The 21,481-nt window shown below is 68.2% G+C and carries 20 protein-coding genes; 11 read left to right on the forward strand and 9 right to left on the reverse strand.

Annotated features, from left to right (window positions below):
• The first annotated feature begins 79 nt into the window (after positions 1–79).
• From IF11_RS0127110 to trxA, 5 genes are all read left to right on the forward strand, one after another.
• Positions 80–1,789, forward strand: coding sequence for a protein kinase family protein (locus IF11_RS0127110; protein ID WP_030354363.1), 1,710 nt, complete (start codon positions 80–82; stop codon positions 1,787–1,789).
• Positions 1,790–1,814: 25 nt separating this feature from the next.
• Positions 1,815–2,519 carry an RNA polymerase sigma factor SigM gene (gene sigM / locus IF11_RS0127115; protein WP_030354364.1) on the forward strand — a complete coding sequence of 235 codons (705 nt, stop codon included), beginning with the start codon at positions 1,815–1,817 and terminating at the stop codon, positions 2,517–2,519.
• Entirely contained in the window at positions 2,516–3,502 is a 987-nt protein-coding gene (locus IF11_RS0127120) for an anti-sigma factor family protein (RefSeq protein WP_030354365.1), read from the forward strand. The genes sigM and IF11_RS0127120 overlap by 4 nt, the downstream gene beginning before the upstream one ends.
• A gap of 119 nt (positions 3,503–3,621) precedes the next feature.
• Positions 3,622–4,593 (forward strand): thioredoxin-disulfide reductase, encoded by a 972-nt coding sequence (gene trxB, locus IF11_RS0127125; RefSeq protein ID WP_030354366.1) that lies wholly within the window; start codon positions 3,622–3,624, stop codon positions 4,591–4,593.
• 43 nt (positions 4,594–4,636) lie between these two features.
• Complete coding sequence (gene trxA / locus IF11_RS0127130) at positions 4,637–4,969, forward strand: thioredoxin (RefSeq protein WP_030354367.1); 333 nt, start codon at positions 4,637–4,639, stop codon at positions 4,967–4,969.
• A 111-nt stretch (positions 4,970–5,080) separates the two neighbouring features.
• Here trxA and IF11_RS0127135 read toward each other — a convergent pair whose 3' ends face one another.
• The 9 genes from IF11_RS0127135 to rpmH form a co-directional block, all read right to left on the reverse strand.
• On the reverse strand, positions 5,081–5,698 hold the full coding sequence (locus tag IF11_RS0127135; protein ID WP_030354368.1) for a GNAT family N-acetyltransferase: 618 nt from the start codon (positions 5,696–5,698) through the stop codon (positions 5,081–5,083).
• A gap of 302 nt (positions 5,699–6,000) precedes the next feature.
• Positions 6,001–7,101: a ParB/RepB/Spo0J family partition protein gene (locus IF11_RS0127140; RefSeq protein WP_078490949.1), complete on the reverse strand. Its 1,101-nt coding sequence runs from the start codon at positions 7,099–7,101 to the stop codon at positions 6,001–6,003.
• Entirely contained in the window at positions 7,098–8,174 is a 1,077-nt protein-coding gene (locus tag IF11_RS0127145; RefSeq protein WP_078490950.1) for a ParA family protein, read from the reverse strand. Before IF11_RS0127145 ends, IF11_RS0127140 begins: the two co-directional genes overlap by 4 nt.
• A gap of 265 nt (positions 8,175–8,439) precedes the next feature.
• Entirely contained in the window at positions 8,440–9,156 is a 717-nt protein-coding gene (rsmG, locus tag IF11_RS0127150; RefSeq protein ID WP_030354371.1) for a 16S rRNA (guanine(527)-N(7))-methyltransferase RsmG, read from the reverse strand.
• A 104-nt stretch (positions 9,157–9,260) separates the two neighbouring features.
• Entirely contained in the window at positions 9,261–9,779 is a 519-nt protein-coding gene (locus tag IF11_RS0127155) for a Jag family protein (protein WP_030354372.1), read from the reverse strand.
• Between the two features lie 14 nt (positions 9,780–9,793).
• The gene (gene yidC / locus IF11_RS0127160; protein WP_030354373.1) at positions 9,794–11,071 is read right to left on the reverse strand and encodes a membrane protein insertase YidC; all 1,278 of its coding nucleotides are present in this window, start codon (positions 11,069–11,071) and stop codon (positions 9,794–9,796) included.
• Between the two features lie 3 nt (positions 11,072–11,074).
• Positions 11,075–11,434 carry a membrane protein insertion efficiency factor YidD gene (yidD, locus tag IF11_RS0127165; RefSeq protein WP_030354374.1) on the reverse strand — a complete coding sequence of 120 codons (360 nt, stop codon included), beginning with the start codon at positions 11,432–11,434 and terminating at the stop codon, positions 11,075–11,077.
• Entirely contained in the window at positions 11,431–11,802 is a 372-nt protein-coding gene (gene rnpA / locus IF11_RS39375) for a ribonuclease P protein component (protein WP_078490951.1), read from the reverse strand. Before rnpA ends, yidD begins: the two co-directional genes overlap by 4 nt.
• Before the next feature lie 26 nt (positions 11,803–11,828).
• Complete coding sequence (gene rpmH / locus IF11_RS0127170; protein ID WP_030354375.1) at positions 11,829–11,966, reverse strand: 50S ribosomal protein L34; 138 nt, start codon at positions 11,964–11,966, stop codon at positions 11,829–11,831.
• 376 nt (positions 11,967–12,342) lie between these two features.
• Between rpmH and dnaA the strand changes: the two genes are divergently transcribed.
• The 6 genes from dnaA to gyrB all read left to right on the forward strand — a co-directional run bounded on the left by dnaA (position 12,343) and on the right by gyrB (position 21,468).
• Complete coding sequence (dnaA, locus tag IF11_RS0127175; RefSeq protein WP_165840669.1) at positions 12,343–14,118, forward strand: chromosomal replication initiator protein DnaA; 1,776 nt, start codon at positions 12,343–12,345, stop codon at positions 14,116–14,118.
• 861 nt (positions 14,119–14,979) lie between these two features.
• Positions 14,980–16,110 (forward strand): DNA polymerase III subunit beta, encoded by a 1,131-nt coding sequence (gene dnaN / locus IF11_RS0127180; RefSeq protein ID WP_030354377.1) that lies wholly within the window; start codon positions 14,980–14,982, stop codon positions 16,108–16,110.
• A gap of 89 nt (positions 16,111–16,199) precedes the next feature.
• Positions 16,200–17,087: a phosphogluconate dehydrogenase (NAD(+)-dependent, decarboxylating) gene (gene gnd / locus IF11_RS0127185; protein ID WP_030354378.1), complete on the forward strand. Its 888-nt coding sequence runs from the start codon at positions 16,200–16,202 to the stop codon at positions 17,085–17,087.
• Between the two features lie 32 nt (positions 17,088–17,119).
• On the forward strand, positions 17,120–18,319 hold the full coding sequence (recF, locus tag IF11_RS0127190; RefSeq protein ID WP_030354379.1) for a DNA replication/repair protein RecF: 1,200 nt from the start codon (positions 17,120–17,122) through the stop codon (positions 18,317–18,319).
• Positions 18,316–18,936, forward strand: a complete 621-nt coding sequence (locus IF11_RS0127195) for a DciA family protein (RefSeq protein WP_037728696.1) — start codon at positions 18,316–18,318, stop codon at positions 18,934–18,936. The genes recF and IF11_RS0127195 overlap by 4 nt, the downstream gene beginning before the upstream one ends.
• Before the next feature lie 453 nt (positions 18,937–19,389).
• Positions 19,390–21,468, forward strand: coding sequence for a DNA topoisomerase (ATP-hydrolyzing) subunit B (gene gyrB / locus IF11_RS0127200; RefSeq protein WP_030354381.1), 2,079 nt, complete (start codon positions 19,390–19,392; stop codon positions 21,466–21,468).
• Positions 21,469–21,481: the final 13 nt, after the last annotated feature.

Genomic DNA, 21,481 nt, shown 5'->3' on the forward strand with positions numbered 1-21,481 from the left:
TCGTGCATAGCGTCCAACTGTGGGCACAATTGGCTTGGCTGTTGGATAGTGCGCAACGGATGGGGAGGCAGGAGCGACGGTGGCGGAACGTAGCACGGCTGCCGTCGACGTGGCCGACAACAGCGGTGATGAGCCGCTGGCCGCCAAGGCGGGCAAGGCCACGACCGACGGGTTGGCGGAAGCCCAGGACGAGGCGGACAAGTCCGCACCGGACACGGGCAGCGAACGGCAGAACACCGAGCCGGGCATCTCTGCGCCCGAGCTGCACAGCGGCCACAAACTCGCCAGACGCTACCGCCTGGAGGAGTGTGTCACCCGTCTGGACGGTTTCAGCAGCTGGCGAGCGGTCGACGAGAAGCTGCGCCGCGCTGTCGGCGTGCATCTGCTGCCCGCCGACCATCCGCGGGCTCGTTCCGTACTGGCGGCGGCCCGGTCCTCCGCTCTGCTCGGCGACCCCCGCTTTGTGCAGGTCCTGGACGCCGTCGAGGAGAACGACCTCGTCTACGTCGTTCACGAGTGGCTGCCCGACGCGGTCGAGCTGACCGCGCTCCTCGCCTCGGGGCCCCTGGAGGCCCATGAGGCGTATCAGCTCGTCAGCCAGGTCTCGCAGGCCATGGCGGCGGCCCACCGTGAGGGCCTCGCCCATCTGCGGCTGACCCCCGGAGCGGTACTGCGTACGTCCACCGGTCAGTACCGCATCCGCGGCCTCGCCGTGAACGCCGCTCTGCGCGGGATCAGTGCGGACCGGCCGCAGCGCACCGACACCGAGGCGATCGGCGCGCTCCTCTACGCGGCCCTGACCCAGCGCTGGCCGTACGAAGCCGACGCGTACGGGCTCTCCGGCCTTCCCAAGGGCGTCGGGCTGATCGCCCCCGACCAGGTACGTGCCGGGATCCACCGCGGTCTCTCCGAGCTCGCCATGCGTGCCCTGATCAATGACGGCGCGACTGCCTCCCGCCAGGATCCGCCGTGCACGACCCCCGACGAGCTGGCCGCGGCCGTCGCGGAGATGCCGCGCATCCGGCCGCCGGAGCCCACCTTCACGGCCCCGCCGGAGTACCAGCGCACCACCTACCAGCAGGGCACCTACGGACGCTCCCAGCCCGGCCTCGGAACGGTTCCCCTTCCGCCGGTGGCGCCCCCGCCACCCCCGCTCCAGAGCCGTACCGGCAAGGCGCTGAAGTGGACCGTCGCCGCGCTCCTCATCGCCGCGCTGGGTCTCGGCAGCTGGCAGGTCGCCGACCGCCTCCTCGACCAGAGCAATGAGAGCGACACCACGCCCATCCAGCCGGCCAACGGCGACGACAAGCCGGCCAAGCCCCTCAAGCCGCTGCGGATCACCGACGCGACCGAGTTCATGCCCAGCGGGTCCGGGATAAAGCCGGCCCTCGTACCGAACGCCATCGACGGCAAGCCCGGCACGGCGTGGATCACGCTCCAGTACCAGAACTACCCGAACTTCGGGAATCTGCCGGATCGCAAGCAGGGCAGCGGGATCGTCGTCGACTTGGGCAGCGTGCAGGACGTGTCCGGTATCGACATCGCCATGTACCGCGGCGGCCAGAAGGCCGAGGTACTCGCGGCCGGTGCGGACGCGTCGGCCCCGTCGGCGCTCGCGGACTTCTCTCAGCGCCTCACCAAGCTGGAGACGGTGGGCAGGACTCTGAAGACCACTCTCGACAAGCCCGTGCGAACCCGGTACGTATTGATCCACATCACCGAACTGCCGACGGACGGGTCCGCCGACCGCTTCCGCGGGGGAATCTCCGAGATCACGTTCACCGGCTGAGGGATCAGGGGAGGGGGGCTCACTGTTGGACGACGCCGCACTCGGCGACTCAAGCGACCAGGACCTTCTGAGCGCTCATGTCGCGGGCCACCCTCACGCCTTCGGCGAGTTGGTACGGCGCCACCGGGACCGGCTCTGGGCGGTGGCCCTTCGGACGCTGGGGGACCGGGAGGAAGCCGCTGACGCGGTCCAGGACGCGCTGGTTTCCGCCTTCCGGGCGGCCCACACCTTCCGCGGGCAGTCCGCCGTGACCACCTGGCTGCACCGCATCACCGTCAATGCCTGCCTCGACCGGGCCCGTAAGGCGGCCTCACGCAGGACCTCCCCCGTGGACGACACCGAGCGGCTGGAGCAGCTCCTTGAGCCCCACGAGTCTGCCGAGGCCCCTGCGGAGCGCCAGGATCTCCACCGTGAGCTGCTGACGGCGCTGGCCAAGCTCCCCGTCGAGCAGCGGGCGGCCCTGGTGCTCGTCGATATGCAGGGCTACCCCGTGGCCGAGGCTGCTGCGGTTCTGGGCGTACCCACCGGAACGGTGAAGAGCCGCTGCGCACGCGGCCGGGCCAGACTGCTGCCCATGCTCGCGCATCTACGCGGGGCCACCAGGGATAACAGCGGTCTCGGCAGGGGAAGGAACCGGACGCCGGGGGCATCCGTCCCACCGGCAGCGGAACCAAGAGACCCAGGACCAAATGATCCTGCTGGAGTGAAGGGCGGAGGTGGGCGCGCGTGACATCGACGACCGACATGGCTCAGCACCCGGATGTCTCGGAGATCTCCGATCTCGCGGAGGGGCTGCTCTCGCCGTCCCGCACCGCCGATGTACGGCGCCACCTCGACGGCTGCGCTCTGTGCGCGGACGTCCATGACTCACTCGAAGAGATCAGGGGACTGCTGGGCACGCTGCCCGGACCACCTCGGATGCCAGCCGATGTCGCCGGCCGTATCGATGCCGCACTGGCGGCGGAGGCGCTTCTGAACGCCACCGCCCCGGAGGAGGCCGCGGATGTTTCACGTGAAACATCGCCCTCGTCCGAGACGTCCTCACCCCGGAGGCCCTCGGCACCGGCCATCGCCGCACCGACTGGACCGCCGTCCCCGGCGGAGTCCACAGCAGAAACGGTACGAACAGACCGGCCCGCCGGCCGTCCGAGGGCGGCCACCGGCCCCGGCCGCAGTGGGCACACCCGCCGACGCCGCCGCAACGCCGTCCTGGGGGCTGTCTTCGGAACAGCGGCCGTAGGTGTCAGCGTTCTCCTGCTCCAGTCGCTCGGGATTTCGGACGACAACACCGCCTCCAAGCAGGCCGACGCCGCAGCCAGCGCCCCGAGGAACGGCAGCAAGGAGTTCTCGGAGGCCCACCTCCAGAGCCGCGTGGACGCGCTGCTGGCCTCAGGCGCCTCAGTGAAGGAGTCCAAGGGTTCAACAGCCGAGGAGCCTCGCGATACCGGGAGTGACCGAAACACGGCGAATACGCCACTGCTCCAGCCCGAGCCCGAGGTCCCGCCGTGCGTTCAGCAGGGCACGGGCAGCACCGCGCCCGCCCTCGCCGCCGAGCCGGGCACGTACCAGGGCAGCAGCGCCTATCTCGTCGTTCTGCCGCACGCCACCGACAGCACGCGGGTCCAGGCCTATGTGATCGATGCTGCCTGCGTCGACAGCGATCCTTCGGGCACGGGGAAAGTCCTCCTGAAGCACGCCTACCTCCGCCGCTGACGACTGCCTTCGTGGAGCCGGGACACCTCGGGAATGCAGGACCCGTAGGATCCGTTGGATGGGGTGAAAGTCGTTGATCCGGCCCCAGTAGGCAGTCTGCAGAGACGAGGAAGAAACCCGTGAGCGACGTCCGTAATGTGATCATCATCGGCTCCGGGCCCGCCGGCTATACGGCCGCGCTGTACACCGCGCGTGCATCGCTGAAGCCGCTGGTCTTCGAGGGCGCCGTCACCGCCGGTGGTGCGCTGATGAACACCACCGATGTGGAGAACTTCCCGGGCTTCCGCGACGGCATCATGGGCCCGGACCTGATGGACAACATGCGGGCGCAGGCGGAGCGCTTCGGCGCCGAGCTCGTCCCGGACGATGTCATCGCCGTCGACCTCAGCGGTGACATCAAGACGGTCACCGACACGGCCGGCACCGTGCACCGGGCCAAGGCCGTGATCGTCACGACCGGCTCCCAGCACCGCAAGCTCGGCCTGGCCAACGAGGACGTCCTCTCCGGGCGCGGTGTCTCCTGGTGCGCCACCTGCGACGGCTTCTTCTTCAAGGACCAGGACATCGCCGTGGTGGGTGGCGGCGACACCGCGATGGAGGAAGCCACCTTCCTCTCGCGCTTCGCCAAGTCCGTCACGATCATCCACCGCCGGGACACGCTGCGTGCCTCCAAGGCCATGCAGGACCGCGCCTTCGCCGACCCCAAGATCAAGTTCGCCTGGGACAGCGAGGTCGCCGAGATCCATGGCGAGCAGAAGCTCTCCGGTCTGACCCTGCGCAACACCAAGACCGGCGAGACCTCCGAGCTCCCCGTGACCGGCCTGTTCATCGCGGTGGGCCACGACCCGCGGACTGAGCTGTTCAAGGGCCAGCTCGATCTGGATGCCGAGGGCTACCTCACCGTCGCCGCCCCGTCGACGCGGACGAATCTGTCCGGTGTCTTCGGCGCCGGTGATGTCGTCGACCACACCTACCGCCAGGCGATCACCGCTGCGGGCACCGGTTGCTCCGCCGCTCTCGACGCCGAGCGTTTCCTCGCCGCGCTCAGCGACAGCGAGAACGCCGAGCCGGAGAAGACCGCCACCGTCTGACCAGCTGTACCGACCCACACCCCGCGAATTTAAGGAGGCCGCCGTGGCCGGCGACCTGAAGCATGTAACCGACGCCTCGTTCGACGAGGATGTACTCAAGAGCGACAAGCCCGTACTGGTGGACTTCTGGGCCGCTTGGTGCGGACCGTGCCGCCAGATCGCCCCGTCTCTTGAGGCCATCGCGGCCGAGCACGGCGACAAGATCGAGATCGTCAAGCTCAACATCGACGAGAACCCGGCCACGGCAGCCAAGTACGGCGTCATGTCCATCCCGACGCTGAACGTCTACCAGAACGGCGAGGTCGCCAAGACCATCGTCGGCGCCAAGCCCAAGGCCGCGCTCGTACGCGACCTTGAGGACTTCATCGGCGAGTAAGTCGACGGCGGCGGCCCTCGATGTTTCACGTGAAACGGGCCGACTCCCCCATCGGGGAGTCGGCCCGTTTCTCTTTCCCTTTACGCCGCCGGGCCCCTTACGCTGCCCGGCTCAGAGCGGCCGTAGCGCAGGTTCCTTCTTGACGGCCCCCAGCAGCCGGTCCAGCGCCAGCTCCACGTCTTCCTTCCAGGAGAGCGTGGTCCGCAGCTCCAGCCTCAGCCGTGGATACGTCGGATGCGGACGTACGGTCTTGAAGCCCACCGCCAGCAGATGATCCGCGGGGAGCACACAGGCCGGCTCCTTCCAGCGGGCGCTACCAAAGGCCTCGATCGCCTTGAACTCCCGCCGCAGGAGATCCTTCACCACGGTCTGCACCATCACCCGGCCGAGTCCCTGCCCCTGATACCCGGGCATGATCCATGCGGTCATCAGCTGGACGGCGTCCGGGGAGACCGGGCTCGTCGGGAAGGCCATGGACCGCGGCACATACGCCGGGGGCGCGTACATCACGAAGCCGACCGGTACATCGTCGATGTAGACGACACGGCCGCAGGATCCCCACTCCAGCAGAACGGCCGAGATCCAGGCCTCCTTCTCCGCCTCGGCCCTGCCTGCTCTTACCGCTGCTTCCCCGCTGACCGGGTCAAGCTCCCAGAAGACACACGCTCGGCAGCGCTTGGGGAGGTCGGGAAGGTTGTCCAGCGTGAGCGGTACGAGCCGACGCCCCATGGAGGCTGTTCCTCACTTCCTTCGCCTGCCGCACCACGGGCGGCCGTCAGCGCGCTCCGCTCTCGAAGCAGGCTGCCGACGAAGCCGCCGAGCACTCCAAGACCCAGTCCAGCCGATACCAACCGACTGCGGCTCACCGATCGCATGGCCCCCGCTCTCCTTCCGGGATGGATCAAGTGGATGCGCCATACCAGAACGCATCGTATCCACCCGAAGATGTCCGGCACACCGCGAGACAGCAAAGGGCGGGCCGTGTTCCGGTAAGCATGGAACACGGCCCGCCCGGGGGCTGTTCGAGAGCCTCAGCTCTCGTCGTCCTCCCCGGCTTCCTCGTCGAGGCCCTTGTCCAGGACGCGTCCCTCACCGGGGGCGAGAGTGCCGAGAATCCGGTCCAGATCGTCTATTGAAGCGAACTCGACGACGATCTTTCCCTTCTTCTGGCCCAGGTCGACCTTCACCCGGGTCTCGAAGCGATCCGAGAGACGCGAGGCCAGATCGGTGAGCGCCGGCGACAGCCGGGCGCCGGCCCGCGGCCCCTTCGACTTGGGCGAGCTCTGCGGGCGCGAACCCATCAGGGTCACGATCTCCTCGACCGCGCGCACCGAGAGCCCCTCGGCCACGATGCGGTGCGCCAGCCGGTCCTGCTCCTCGGAATCGTCCAGCGCGAGCAGCGCCCTCGCGTGACCGGCCGAGAGCACACCGGCGGCAACCCTGCGCTGCACCGGGGGAGAGAGGCGCAGCAACCGGAGCGTGTTGGAGACCTGCGGACGTGAGCGGCCGATCCGGTCGGCCAGCTGGTCATGCGTGCAGTTGAAGTCCTTGAGCAACTGGTCGTAGGCCGCGGCCTCTTCCAGCGGATTCAGCTGGGCACGGTGCAGGTTCTCCAGCAGCGCGTCGAGCAGCAGCTTCTCGTCGTCGGTCGCGCGGACGATCGCCGGAATGCGTTCCAGACCGGCTTCCCGGCAAGCCCGCCAGCGCCGCTCGCCCATGATGAGCTCGTAGCGCTCGGACCCCACCTGCCGTACGACGACGGGCTGGAGGAGGCCGACTTCCTTGATGGAAGTGATCAGTTCGGCGAGGGCGTCCTCGTCGAACACCTCGCGCGGCTGGCGCGGGTTCGGTGTGATGGAGTCGATCGGTACTTCGGCGAAGTGCGCCCCTGCCGTCGTCACCGGCTCGGGCGCCGCTTCGAACTCCGGGGCGACCGTCTCCACTTCCGGCACCATGGTGGCCTGCGGCAGCGAAGTCACCTTCGCGGCGGCCACACCCCGCTCCGCGGTCAGTACGGGAGCCGCCCCCGGAGTGGCAGCGGCCGCTCCTGGAGAGGGCACCTGCTTCTCCTGCGGAGCGGCAGGGATCAGCGCACCGAGCCCACGTCCCAATCCCCTGCGTCGCTCGCTCACTGGATCCCCTCCGACATACTCTGCTGACTGTTCTGACTGCCCACATGGGCCTGCTGGGCGTCGTAGTGGACCCCGACCCCCCGTAGAGCGATCTCACGGGCGGCTTCGAGATACGACAGGGATCCACTGGACCCCGGATCGTAGGTCAGCACCGTCTGCCCATAGCTCGGCGCCTCGGAGATACGTACGGACCGAGGGATGCTCGTCCGCAGCACCTCCTTGCCGAAGTGACTCCGTACCTCGTCCGCCACCTGCGAGGCGAGCCGAGTCCTGCCGTCGTACATGGTGAGCAGGATCGTCGAGACATGGAGCGTGGGGTTGAGATGCCCTCGCACCAGGTCGACGTTCCGCAGCAGCTGACCCAGCCCCTCCAGTGCGTAGTACTCGCACTGGATGGGGATCAGCACCTCCGCGCCGGCGACCATCGCATTGACGGTCAGCAGGCCGAGCGAGGGCGGGCAGTCGATGAGGATGTAATCCAACGGCTGCTCGTACGCTTCGATCGCCCGCTGCAGTCGGCTCTCCCGTGCCACCAGCGAGACCAACTCGATCTCCGCACCGGCGAGATCGATGGTGGCCGGGGCACAGAAGAGACCTTCGACGTCCGGGACAGGCTGGACCACTTCCGAGAGTGGCTTGCTCTCCACCAGGACGTCATAGATCGAGGGAACTTCGGCGTGATGGTCGATCCCGAGCGCCGTGGAGGCATTGCCCTGGGGATCGAGGTCGACCACCAGCACGCGCGCGCCATGGAGCGCGAGCGAGGCGGCGAGATTGACCGTGGTGGTGGTCTTCCCTACGCCGCCCTTCTGGTTGGCAACGACCATGACACGCGTCTGCTCCGGGCGGGGCAGACCCTCGCCGGCGCGGCCCAGTGCCTCCACCGCCAGCTGGGCTGCACGGCCAATGGGGGTGTCGTCCATCGGGGGCGGTGTTTCACGTGAAACATCCTCCCCCGCCGACTCGGTACGGGGACCGGGGACCGGATCGGTCATCGGTCCCGCGATGTTGGCGTCGGACCGCAAGGATTCACTCTCCTCGACTTCAGACTCGCAATGGACAGAGCCTGCCATGCTTTCGGGGTCGTGAACCAGCGAGGCCCGTGGTTCTGTGGAGGAATCCACCTCTGTGGACAACCCCGTCCCCCTTGCGAGGGGCTTTCGGCCGCGCGGTGTAGCAGCAGCGCGGCCACGGCCGATGATTCCCTGCAGCAGTGAGCGACGTTTCACGTGAAACACGATGCACGGGCCGCAGAGCTACACCGTCACGACACTCCGCAATGCATAGGTATGGCAGCTTGTATGGAGCATCACTGATAGGCAGTACGGACTGTACGGCTCAACGGCGCCGCCGCGCACGGCCGGCCCGTGCGGCCTTGGCCCGCTTCGTGGCGAACCGCACACCGCCGGGGCTCTCCCCGACCTCCACTCGCACCACGGTGGCCAGCGGATCGACGATGCCCTCACCGACATGCAGGACCGAGGTCTCCACCACACCGAGCCTGCTCAGTGCGGCGCGGGCCCCGTTGATCTCCTCCGCGGCGGTGTCGCCCTTGAGCGCCAGCATCTCGCCGTACGGCCGCAGCAGGGGCACTCCCCAGCCCGCCAGCCGGTCCAGCGGAGCCACCGCGCGCGCCGTCACCACATGCACCGGCTGCAGGGTGCCAAGGACCTCCTCGGCACGGCCGCGCACCACCGTCACATGGTCCAGGCCGAGCAGCTCGACGACTTCCTGGAGAAAGTTCGTCCGCCGCAGCAGAGGTTCCAGGAGCGTGATCTTCAGATCGGGCCGTACCAGCGCCAGCGGGATCCCGGGAAGCCCCGCGCCCGAACCGACATCGCAGACCGTCACGCCCTCGGACACGACCTCGGAGAGCACCGCGCAGTTCAGCAGGTGCCGCTCCCAGAGCCGTGGGACCTCACGCGGGCCGATCAGGCCACGCTTGACCCCCGCGTCCGCCAGCAGTTCCGCGTAGCGGACAGCCTCCGGAAAGTACTCACCGAAAACAGTGCGCGCCTCGTCCGGTGCGGGGGGAAGCTCTGCTGCCTCCGTCACGGGAACCGTCCTTCCATACCGAACCACCGACCGGTGGCTGACTATCAGGCTGACAAAGTTCGGCCCCGTCTGCGCAACAGACGGGGCCGAAAAGAATGGACCGCTCAGGCAGGGAGCACCACGACGAAGCGCTGCGGCTCCTCGCCCTCGGACTCACTGCGCAGACCCGCGGCGGCGACCGCGTCATGCACGACCTTCCGCTCGAAGGGCGTCATGGGGTTCAGCTTCACCGGCTCACCGGTGCTCTTCACCTCGTCCGCGGCCTTGGCGCCCAGCTCGGCGAGCTCAGTGCGCTTCTTGGCCCGGAAGCCGGCGATGTCCAGCATCAGCCGGCTGCGGTCGCCGGTCTCGCGGTGCACGGCGAGCCGGGTCAGCTCCTGAAGCGCCTCCAGCACCTCACCGTCGCGTCCGACAAGCTTCTGCAGATCCCGCGCCGAGTCACTGATGATCGAGACCGCGGCCCGGTCGGCCTCGACGTCCATGTCGATATCGCCGTCGAGATCAGCGATGTCGAGCAGACCTTCGAGGTAGTCGGCCGCGATCTCCCCTTCCTGCTCCAGGCGGGTCAGGGTGTCGCCCGCCTCGTCGGCGGACTCGGCGGCGGAGATGGTGCCTTCCGTCACGGATGGACTCCTTCTTACTTCTTGGACGGGTGCTTGGGCCGCTGCTGGCCCTTACGCTGCCCCGACTTGGCTTGGCGTGCGGAACCGGCGGCGGGCGTGCCCGACGGCTTGGACTTGGTGTCCTGCGGCTCGCCCTTCTGCAACGAAGTCTTCGCCGGCTTGTCGGCGGCCTCGGAGTCCTTGGGCTGTTCCGGCTTGTCCGTACCCGACTGGGCGGCGGCGGCCTGCCGCTTCGCCTTGGTCTGGCGCTTGGGCTGGTGGCGCCTCGCCGCAGCGCCGGACTCGGCCTCGGCAGCGGCGGTGTCGCTCTTGATCACCGTGCCGTCGGGCTGTGCGGCCAGCCCCGCCTTGGCGAGGCTCGTGACGAACTTGCGCTCGTTGTCATTGCGGTCCGGGCCCTTGGCCACGATCGCCTGGACGATGGCGCGCTTGCGACGGGACCGCACCTCGCTGTGCGCGGTGATGCTCTTCAGCAAACGCTGCAAGTACTGGTCCTGCGCCTTGCTGCCCGGGGTCGGGTTCTGGTTGATCACATACATCTGCTGGCCCATGGTCCACACGTTGGTGGTCAGCCAGTAGACGAGGACGCCGACGGGGAAGTTGACACCCGTGACGGCGAAGATCAGCGGGAAGATGTACATCAGCATCTTCTGCTGCTGCATGTACGGCGTCTTGACCGTCAGGTCGACGTTCTTCGTCATCAGCTGGCGCTGCGTGTAGAACTGCGACGCCGACATCATCACGATCATGATCGCGGTGACGACCCGTACATCGGTCAGCGACGCGTTCAGGGACGCGACCTTTTCGCTGCTGTCCATGAACTTGGCGGCCAGCGGGGCACCGAAGATATGCGCCTGACGCGCGCTGTCCAGCAGCCCCTGGTCGATCACGCCAATGGTCTTGCCGCTCGCGATGCTGGAGAGCACGTGGTAGAGCGCGAAGAAGAACGGGGACTGCGCCAGGATCGGAAGACACGAGGAGAGCGGGTTGGTACCCGTCTCCTTGTACAGCTTCATCATCTCTTCGGACTGACGCTGTTTGTCGTTCTTGTAGCGCTCCTGAATCGCCTTCATCTTGGGCTGGAGCACCTGCATGTTCCGGGTCGACTTGATCTGCTTGACGAACAGCGGGATCAGACAGATCCGGATCAGTACCACCAGGGACACGATGGACAGTCCCCAGGCCCAGCCCGTGTCGGGGCCGAAAATCATCCCGTACAGCGAGTGGAACTGGACGATGACCCATGAAACAGGTGTGGTGATAAAACTGAAGAGACTGGCAATCGTGTCCACTAATCAGGCTCCTTGAGCTTTGGGCGAGGTCTCTGCGGCCGGACTCGGGGTGTCGGGGGCCGATCCCCCGGAAGGCACGCCAGCGGCGGAGTGTCCGCCCTTACGGCCGCGCCAGGCATTGCGCAGCGATTCATGCCAGCGCGGGCGTTTGCGCGGCGGGACATGGTCCACACCACCCGGCGACCACGGATTGCACCGCAGAATGCGCCAGGCGGTCAGCGCCGTGCCCTTCACCGCGCCATGCCGGTCGATGGCCGTGTATCCGTAGTGCGAACACGACGGGTAGTACCGGCAGACGGGCCCGAGAAGCGGGCTGATCGTCCACTGGTACAGCTTGATCAGAGCCAGCAGCGGGTATTTCATCGCGTGCCCCCTCCCAGCAGCCGCTGAAAGGCGGCGTCCAGGTCTCGGGCCAGGTATGCATATTCGGCGTCGCCCGCTCCGGGCAGCGCCCGTACGACAACCAGGCTACCGGGGGGCAGCTCGGACAGTCGTTCGCGTATCAGATGACGCAGTCTCCGCTTCACGCGGTTACGTACGACGGCTCCACCCACGGCCTTGCTCACGACGAAACCCGCACGCGTCGGGGAGGCGCTCTCCCCAGGCGCGTGCGGGTCCGTTGCACCGCTGCGTAGATGGACGACGAGAAGCGGGCGTCCGGCCCGGCGTCCCCGGCGTACCGCGGTCGCGAAGTCCTCGCGCCGCCTCAGCCGATTCTCGGTAGGCAGCACGTCATGACCTGTTGGCGATCAGGCGATCAGGCCGACAGACGGGCGCGACCCTTGCCACGGCGGGTCGCGAGAATCGCGCGACCGGCACGGGTACGCATCCGCAGCCGGAACCCGTGGGTCTTGGCGCGACGGCGGTTGTTCGGCTGGAAGGTGCGCTTGCTCACTCGGGGGCTCCAGAAAATGATGTGTGGATGGCGGGACATCGCCTGGCTGTCACCGTGCGCCCACGAGAAGCTGAGAAGCTCGCGATCACGCCCGAGTGCACCGCTTCACAACCACAGATCGTGATCTTTGCCCATCGGAGGCAGGCGGCAGCAGCCATCGACAACTCGACCTGGTCACGGTACGCGCGGCTACGCCATCCGGTCAAACCAGCTCGATGCCGGGCCCCATTGTGCACAGGCTGTGGACAACAACTTGAACCGCGCGGGTCGCCCTGACTACCGTGGCTGAACTCCGGCTTCATTTCCTGCCGGTCTTCCCATCCCGTCCCGAGAACCACACATTCGTGGGACCTGGACCTGCGAGAGAGCGTGCCTTGTGGCTGATGTACCTGCCGATCTTGCCGCAGTGTGGCCACGAGTGCTGGAGCAGCTCCTCAGGGAGGGCCAGCAGGGCGTCGAGCCCAAGGACAAGCAGTGGATCGAGCGCTGTCAGCCTCTCGCGCTGGTCGCCGACACCGCGCTGCTCGCCGTCCCCAATGAATGGGGCAAGCGTGTCCTGGAGGGTCGGCTCGCCCCTCTCATCAGCGAGACGCTGAGCCATGAGTGCGGCCGGCCCATCCGGATCGCCATCACCGTCGACGACTCGGCCGCCGAGCCCACCCCGCCGGCCCCGCCCGTGCCCCAGCAGCACCGCTATCAGGGGCCGTCCCACGACGAACAGCGGCAGGCCGATACATACGACGGCTACGGGCACCGTCCGTCGGACGACGGCATGCCGTCGGTACGGCCCGCGTACCCGGACTATCAGCAGCAGCGCCCCGATCCCGGCGCCTGGCCGCGGACCCAGGAGGATCTGTCCTGGCAGCAGCCCCGGCTCGGCGGCTACCAGGATCGCGATCCGTACGCCACCGCTCACCAGCAGCAGCCGCAGCACGACTACCGGCAGCCGCAGGGGCCCGAGCACTCCCCGTACGAGCAGCACTCCGACCGGCACGATCTCCAGGAGCCGCCGTCACCGCGCCACGGCGGCGGGCCCAATGTCGGCCGCGGCGGTCCGCGTGGCGGAGCGCTGGGACCGCTGGGCGCCCAGCCCGCTCCGGCGCCGGGTCCCGGCGAGCCCCATGCCCGGCTGAACCCCAAGTACCTCTTCGACACGTTTGTCATCGGGGCGTCCAACCGGTTCGCGCACGCGGCCGCGGTCGCGGTCGCCGAGGCCCCGGCGAAGGCGTACAACCCGCTCTTCATCTACGGGGAGTCCGGGCTCGGCAAGACGCATCTGCTGCACGCCATCGGGCACTACGCGCGCAGCCTCTACCCCGGCACGCGCGTGCGGTATGTGAGCTCCGAGGAGTTCACGAACGAGTTCATCAACTCGATCCGCGACGGCAAGGGCGACACCTTCCGCAAGCGGTACCGGGATGTCGACATCCTGCTGGTCGACGACATCCAGTTCCTGGCGAGCAAGGAGTCGACGCAGGAGGAGTTCTTCCACACCTTCAACACGCTCCACAACGCCAACAAGCAGATCGTGCTCTCCTCGGACCGGCCGCCCAAGCAGCTGATCACGCTGGAGGACCGGCTCCGCAACCGCTTCGAGTGGGGCCTGACCACCGACGTCCAGCCGCCGGAGCTGGAGACGCGTATCGCGATCCTCCGTAAGAAGGCGGTGCAGGAGCAGCTCAACGCCCCGCCCGAGGTGCTGGAGTTCATCGCCTCCCGTATCTCGCGGAACATCCGTGAGCTGGAGGGCGCGCTGATCCGGGTGACGGCGTTCGCCTCGCTCAACCGGCAGCCGGTGGACCTCGGCCTCACCGAGATCGTGCTCAAGGATCTGATCCCGGGCGGGGAGGACTCGGCCCCGGAGATCACCGCGAGCGCCATCATGGCGGCGACCGCCGACTACTTCGGGCTGACGGTGGAGGACCTCTGCGGCTCGTCGAGGAGCCGGGTGCTGGTGACGGCCCGGCAGATCGCGATGTATCTCTGCCGTGAGCTGACCGATCTCTCCCTGCCCAAGATCGGCGCGCAGTTCGGCGGCAGGGACCATACGACCGTGATGCACGCGGACCGGAAGATCCGCGCGCTGATGGCCGAGCGGCGCTCGATCTACAACCAGGTCACGGAGCTCACCAACCGCATCAAGAACGGCTGACAGCCGGCTCTCCGCCCGCTGCCGAGGCGCTCAGGGACCCCGTCCGCGACGGTCCCTGGGCGCCTTTTCGCGGTCTGTGGACCCCGCGGCGGCCGGCTCCGCGTGTCGCCGCCCGGCCCTCGCTGTTCGAATAGCTGGGGATGGAGGGGCCTTCTCCACAGATCGGGTCGCGATCTTCCGTCCACAGCCTGGGGACCGAGAAGTTGTCCAGACTGCGTCCACAGGCGCACCGGGCGGGAGGTCATCTGCCCAGGTCAGAGCCCTGTGGATTTGTGGCCGACGCTGCTCCACAGACTGTGGACGGAAAATTCTTCCACAGGGCGGCGGCGCTGTTGTCCACTGGCGGCCCACAGGCGGGCCTCCCTTTCCCACAGCTTCTCCACACCCCTGTCCACTGTTCGGCAACGAAACGCCCGGGATCGCTGAGTCGAGTGAAAGGCGTCACACCAAGGAGCTCGATTGGGCTGTGGGGAACGTGGGTAAAGCTGGGGACGTGGCTGGGGAGAAGTCCCTGTGTCCTGTGCATCGGTTGTGCAGAACTTTCGCCCGTCCACAGAACGACCGGGTTGTCCACGGACGGCGCCCACAGGGTCGGTGGACAAAAAAACGGGTCTGACCTGCGCGGATGACGTTATCCACGGTTTCCACAGGCCCTACTACTACTCCCACTCAGAGTTAACGAGGAATCCGCTTCGAAGAAGGCCCTGTGCACAACTCGGCCCCGGAGCCCTCGGCACCTGTCTCGCCGACTTGACCCGCAGCCGCACCGACTGTCGGTGCCGTACGTCAGACTGGTCCCCGGCATCACAGCCGACGACGAAGGCCAGCAGGGCGAGCCAGCAACAGCAGGAGGCGGTTCCGGTGAAGATCCGGGTGGAGCGCGATGTACTCGCGGAGGCGGTGGCCTGGGTGGCCCGTAGCCTTCCGGCCCGTCCGCCGGCGCCCGTACTCGCAGGCCTTCTGCTGAAGGCCGAGGACGGCGCTCTCAGCTTCTCCAGCTTCGACTACGAGGTCTCGGCGCGGGTCTCGGTGGACGCCGAGGTCGAGGAGGACGGCACCGTCCTCGTCTCCGGCCGGCTTCTCGCCGACATCTGCCGCGCGCTGCCGAACCGGCCGGTGGAGATTTCCACAGACGGTGTACGGGCGACCGTGGTCTGCGGCTCCTCGCGCTTCACGCTCCACACCCTCCCGGTGGACGAGTACCCGGCGCTGCCGCAGATGCCGACCGCGACGGGCACCGTCCCCGGTGAGGTCTTCGCCTCGGCCGCCTCCCAGGTCGCCATCGCCGCGGGCCGCGACGACACGCTGCCGGTGCTGACCGGTGTACGGATCGAGATCGAGGGCGACACGGTCACCCTGGCCTCGACCGACCGCTACCGCTTCGCGGTCCGTGAGTTCCTGTGGAAGCCGGAAGCCCCCGATGTGTCCGCGGTCGCGCTGGTGCCCGCCAAGACGCTGCTGGACACCGCCAAGGCGCTCACGAGCGGTGACACGGTCACGCTGGCGCTCTCCGGGGCGGGTGCCGGCGAGGGGCTGATCGGTTTCGAGGGCGCCGGGCGGCGTACGACCACCCGGCTGCTCGAAGGTGATCTCCCGAAGTACCGCACGCTGTTCCCGACCGAGTTCAACTCGGTCGCGGTGATCGAGACCGCCCCGTTCGTCGAGGCCGTCAAGCGTGTGGCGCTGGTCGCCGAGCGGAACACCCCGGTGCGGCTCAGCTTCGAGCAGGGCGTGCTGATCCTGGAGGCCGGTTCCAGCGATGACGCACAGGCTGTGGAGCGCGTCGACGCGCAGCTGGAGGGCGATGACATCTCGATCGCCTTCAACCCGACCTTCCTGCTCGACGGGCTGAGCGCGATCGACTCGCCGGTCGCCCAGCTCTCGTTCACGACGTCCACGAAGCCGGCGCTGCTCAGCGGTCGGCCGGCCGTCGACGCGGAGGCGGACGAGGCGTACAAGTACCTGATCATGCCGGTACGCCTGAGCGGCTGACCCCACAGGTGAGTGGCCGGATCCGGGCGTAGGCTCGGATCCGGGTACGAACCCGGGTACGAATCGCCTCAACGCTTAAGGAACACCTGATGGAGCTCGGTCTCGTCGGTCTCGGCAAGATGGGCGGCAATATGCGCGAGCGCATCCGCCGCGCAGGCCACACCGTCATCGGATACGACCGCAATCCGGACCTCGCCGATGTGCACAGCCTCCAGGAGCTGGTGAGCAAGCTCAAGGGGCCGCGCGTGGTGTGGGTGATGGTTCCGGCCGGTGCCGCGACCCAGGCCACGATCGACGAGCTGGCCGAGCTGCTGTCGCCCGGCGATGTGGTGGTGGACGGCGGGAATTCCCGCTGGACGGACGACGAGAAGCACGCGGTTGAGCTGGGCATCAAGGGCATCGGTTTCGTCGACTGCGGTGTCTCCGGCGGGGTCTGGGGCCTGGAGAACGGCTACGCGCTGATGTACGGCGGCGCCCCGGAGAACGTGGCGAAGGTGGAGCCGGTCTTCGAGGCGCTCAAGCCCGAGGGCAACTTCGGTTCCGTGCACGCCGGCAAGGTCGGCGCGGGCCACTTCGCCAAGATGGTCCACAACGGCATCGAGTACGCCATGATGCAGGCCTACGCCGAGGGCTGGGAGCTGCTGGAGAGCGTCGACTCGGTCACCGATGTCCGTGAGGTCTTCCGCTCGTGGCAGGAGGGCACGGTCATCCGTTCCTGGCTGCTGGATCTGGCCGTCAACGCCCTGGACGCGGATGAGCACTTGGAGCAGCTGAAGGGCTACGCGGAGGACTCCGGCGAGGGCCGGTGGACGGTCGAGGCGGCCATCAACCACGCGGTGCCGCTGCCCGCGATCACCGCGTCGCTGTTCGCGCGCTTCGCGTCCCGGCAGGACGATTCGCCGCAGATGAAGATGGTCTCGGCGCTGCGCAATCAGTTCGGCGGCCACGCGGTCGAGCCGAACAAGCCCAAGAAGTAGAGCCCTGAGCCGGGGGAGGCCCGCGTACATCCATGCACGTCACGCATCTGTCGCTGGCCGACTTCCGGTCCTACGCCCGGGTCGAGGTACCGCTCGATCCGGGCGTCACCGCGTTCGTGGGGGCGAACGGGCAGGGGAAGACCAATCTGGTCGAGGCGGTCGGCTATCTCGCGACCCTCGGCAGTCACCGGGTGTCGTCGGACGCCCCGCTGGTGCGGATGGGCGCGGACCGCGCGGTGATCCGGGCCGCGGTCACCCAGGGCGAGCGTTCCCAGCTGGTGGAGCTTGAGCTCAATCCCGGCCGCGCGAACAGGGCGCGTATCAACCGGTCCTCGCAGGTCAGACCGCGTGATGTGCTGGGGATCGTACGGACGGTGCTGTTCGCGCCGGAGGATCTGGCGCTGGTGAAGGGCGATCCGGGTGAGCGGCGCCGGTTCCTCGATGAGCTGATCACGGCGCGGTCGCCCCGGATGGCCGGGGTGCGGTCGGACTACGACCGGGTGCTCAGACAGCGCAATACGCTGCTGAAGTCGGCGGCGATGGCGCGGCGGCACGGCGGGCGCGGCATGGATCTGTCGACGCTGGATGTGTGGGACCAGCATCTGGCGCGCGCGGGGGCCGAGTTGCTGGCGCAGCGGGTCGATCTGATCGCGACGCTCCAGCCGCTGGCGGACAAGGCGTATGAGCAACTGGCGCCCGGGGGCGGTCCGGTGGCGCTGGAGTACCGTTCCTCCGCCGGTGATCCCGGCGATTCCGGGGCGCCCGGCGCTTCCGGTGATGACGCCTCGGGGCCCGGGGCCGCGGACGGGCTCATGCCCTCGGGGATGACGTCGCGCGATGAGCTGTACGCGCATCTGCTGGCGGCCCTGGCCGACGTGCGCAAGCAGGAGATCGAGCGGGGCGTGACGCTGGTCGGGCCGCACCGCGACGACCTGGTGCTGAAGCTGGGCCGGCTGCCCGCGAAGGGGTACGCCAGCCATGGCGAGTGCTGGTCCTTCGCGCTGGCGCTGCGGCTTGCCTCGTACGATCTGCTGCGCGCCGAGGGCAATGAGCCGGTGCTGGTGCTGGACGACGTGTTCGCCGAGCTGGACGCGCGGCGGCGGGAGCGGCTCGCGGAGCTGGTGGTTCCGGGTGAGCAGGTGCTGGTGACGGCGGCCGTGGACGACGATGTGCCGGGGGTGCTGGCCGGGGCACGGTTCGCGGTGGCCGACGGTGCGGTGGAGCGCGTATGAGTACTTCTCGGGGACCGTCGGGGGTGCCCGGTTCCGACGGATCCGGAGGGCCCGCCGAGCTGCCGGGCTCCTCCCCGGCTTCCGGGGCGCCGGGTGCGCCGCTGCCTCCGGAGTCGTCGGGGGTGGATCTGGCGCGGGTCGCGCTGCGCGCCGCGAAGGAGCAGGCGCGGGCGCGGGGCGCCGCCGTACAGCAGAAGAAGCAGGCGCGGCGCGGCGGCGGGCTGCGTTCGGGGGCGCGGGCGGACGGCCGCGATCCGCTGCCGCTGGGTGCGGCGATCAACCGGCTGATCACGGAGCGGGGCTGGGAGACGCCGGCGGCCGTGGGCGGGGTCATGGGCCGGTGGCCGCAGATCGTCGGCGAGGACGTGGCGAAGCACTGTGTGCCGCAGCGGTACGACGACGGCAATGACGAGCGGGTGCTGACGGTGCAGTGCGACTCGACGGCGTGGGCGACGCAGTTGCGGCTGCTGGCGCCCCGGCTGGTGGCGCGGCTGAACGAGGACCTGGGGCAGGGCACCGTACGGATGATCAAGGTGCTGGGCCCGGGTGGTCCGCCGCAGCGGTACGGCCGGCTGCGGGCGCCGGGCAGCAAGGGCCCGGGTGACACGTACGGTTGATGGCGCCGGTTCCGCCTTGACAGCTGGAAGAAGGCTCTGACCAGGGCTTTCGGCGTCGGTAGGACCCTGCTGCCGAGCGCCGCCCGCTCTCCGGCGGCGGGTGGGGCGTGCCGTCGCGGGGCTCGCCGCGGGCCGGTCGCCGGGCTGCTCCGGCCCTCTCTCCGACTCCGGGATGTCCTGGCGGGACGCCTGTGGAGAGTGAGGTGTCCCTCACCGTAGTGGGAGGTTGACAGGCCGAAGCGCTCAATGCCGGTGTGAGCCTCTTGGAGCCCCTTCCCGAATATGGGGAGTCGGCGGGCGCTCATTCAGGGCGGCACATGCGGACTCAGGTACCGGCAAACCCCCATTCGGGTCGGCGCTACCGGTAGACTGGTGGAAAATCCCGCTGTGCTTGCGGGACCCGTCGATACAAGCCGAACGACGCAGCCGCTCCCGCTTGCCGGAGAACGGCCTGTGCTGTGCCAGAAAGGGCGCTTCGTGGCCGATTCCGGCAACCCCAATGAGAAGACTCCGTCCACCGCCACTGGAGAGAACGGCGAGGTCACCGCCTCGTACGACGCCAGTGCCATCACCGTGCTCGAGGGCTTGGACGCGGTCCGCAAGCGGCCCGGTATGTACATCGGATCCACCGGTGAGCGTGGGCTGCATCACTTGGTGTACGAGGTCGTCGACAACTCCGTCGACGAGGCCCTGGCCGGGCACGCGGACACCATCGACGTCACGATCCTCGCCGACGGCGGGGTGCGCGTGATCGACAACGGCCGCGGTATCCCGGTGGGCATCGTTCCGTCCGAGAACAAGCCGGCCGTCGAGGTCGTGATGACGGTGCTGCACGCGGGCGGCAAGTTCGGCGGCGGCGGGTACGCCGTCTCCGGCGGTCTGCACGGCGTGGGCGTCTCCGTCGTCAACGCGCTCTCGACGAAGGTCTCGGTCGAGGTCAAGACTGACGGCTACCGCTGGACGCAGGACTACAAGCTCGGTGTGCCGACGGCTCCGCTGGTCCGTAACGAGGAGACCTCGGACTCCGGTACGACGGTGACGTTCTGGGCCGACCCGGACATCTTCGAGACGACCGAGTACTCCTTCGAGACGCTGTCGAGGCGCTTTCAGGAGATGGCCTTCCTCAACAAGGGCCTGACCCTGACGCTGACCGACGAGCGCGAGTCGGCGAAGGCCGTCGTGGGCGCCGATGTCGCGGGCTCGGACGTGACCGAGGGCACGAGCGAGGAGCCGGTCCGTACGGTCACGTACTTCTACGAGGGCGGCATTGTCGACTTCGTGAAGTACCTGAACTCGCGCAAGGGCGAGCTGATCCATCCGACGGTCATCGACATCGAGGCCGAGGACAAGGAGCGGCTGCTCTCGGTCGAGATCGCGATGCAGTGGAACGCGCAGTACAGCGAGGGTGTGTACTCGTTCGCGAACACGATCCACACGCATGAGGGCGGTACGCACGAGGAGGGCTTCCGCGCGGCGATGACCGGTCTGGTCAACCGCTACGCGCGCGAGAAGAAGTTCCTGCGCGAGAAGGACGACAACCTGGCGGGCGAGGACATCCGCGAGGGTCTGACCGCGATCATCTCGGTGAAGCTGGGCGAGCCGCAGTTCGAGGGTCAGACGAAGACGAAGCTCGGCAACACCGAGGCGAAGACCTTCGTCCAGAAGATCGTCCACGAGCACCTCACGGACTGGTTCGACCGCAATCCGAACGAGGCGGCGGACATCATCCGCAAGTCGATCCAGGCCGCCACGGCCCGGGTCGCCGCCCGTAAGGCGCGGGATCTGACCCGGCGCAAGGGGCTGCTGGAGAGTGCGTCGCTGCCGGGCAAGCTGAGCGACTGCCAGTCGAACGACCCGTCGAAGTGCGAGATCTTCATCGTCGAGGGTGACTCCGCCGGTGGTTCCGCGAAGTCGGGCCGTAACCCGATGTACCAGGCGATCCTGCCGATCCGGGGCAAGATCCTGAACGTCGAGAAGGCGCGGATCGACAAGATCCTCCAGAACACCGAGGTGCAGGCGCTGATCTCGGCGTTCGGTACCGGTGTGCACGAGGACTTCGACATCGAGAAGCTCCGCTATCACAAGATCATCCTGATGGCGGACGCCGACGTCGACGGCCAGCACATCAACACGCTGCTGCTGACGTTCCTCTTCCGCTTCATGCGCCCCCTGGTCGAGGCCGGGCACGTCTATCTGTCGCGTCCGCCGCTCTACAAGATCAAGTGGGGCCGGGACGACTTCGAGTACGCCTACTCCGACCGGGAGCGCGACGCCCTGGTCGAGCTGGGCAAGCAGAACGGCAAGCGCATCCGCGAGGACTCGATCCAGCGCTTCAAGGGCCTGGGCGAGATGAACGCCGAGGAGCTGCGGGTCACCACGATGGACATCGACCACCGGGTGCTCGGCCAGGTCACGCTGGACGACGCGGCCCAGGCCGACGATCTGTTCTCGGTGCTGATGGGCGAGGACGTCGAGGCGCGGCGGTCGTTCATCCAGCGCAATGCCAAGGACGTCCGCTTCCTCGACATCTGAGTCGGTCTCAGCT

Source organism: Streptomyces scopuliridis RB72, from assembly GCF_000718095.1.
Classification (GTDB): domain Bacteria; phylum Actinomycetota; class Actinomycetes; order Streptomycetales; family Streptomycetaceae; genus Streptomyces; species Streptomyces scopuliridis.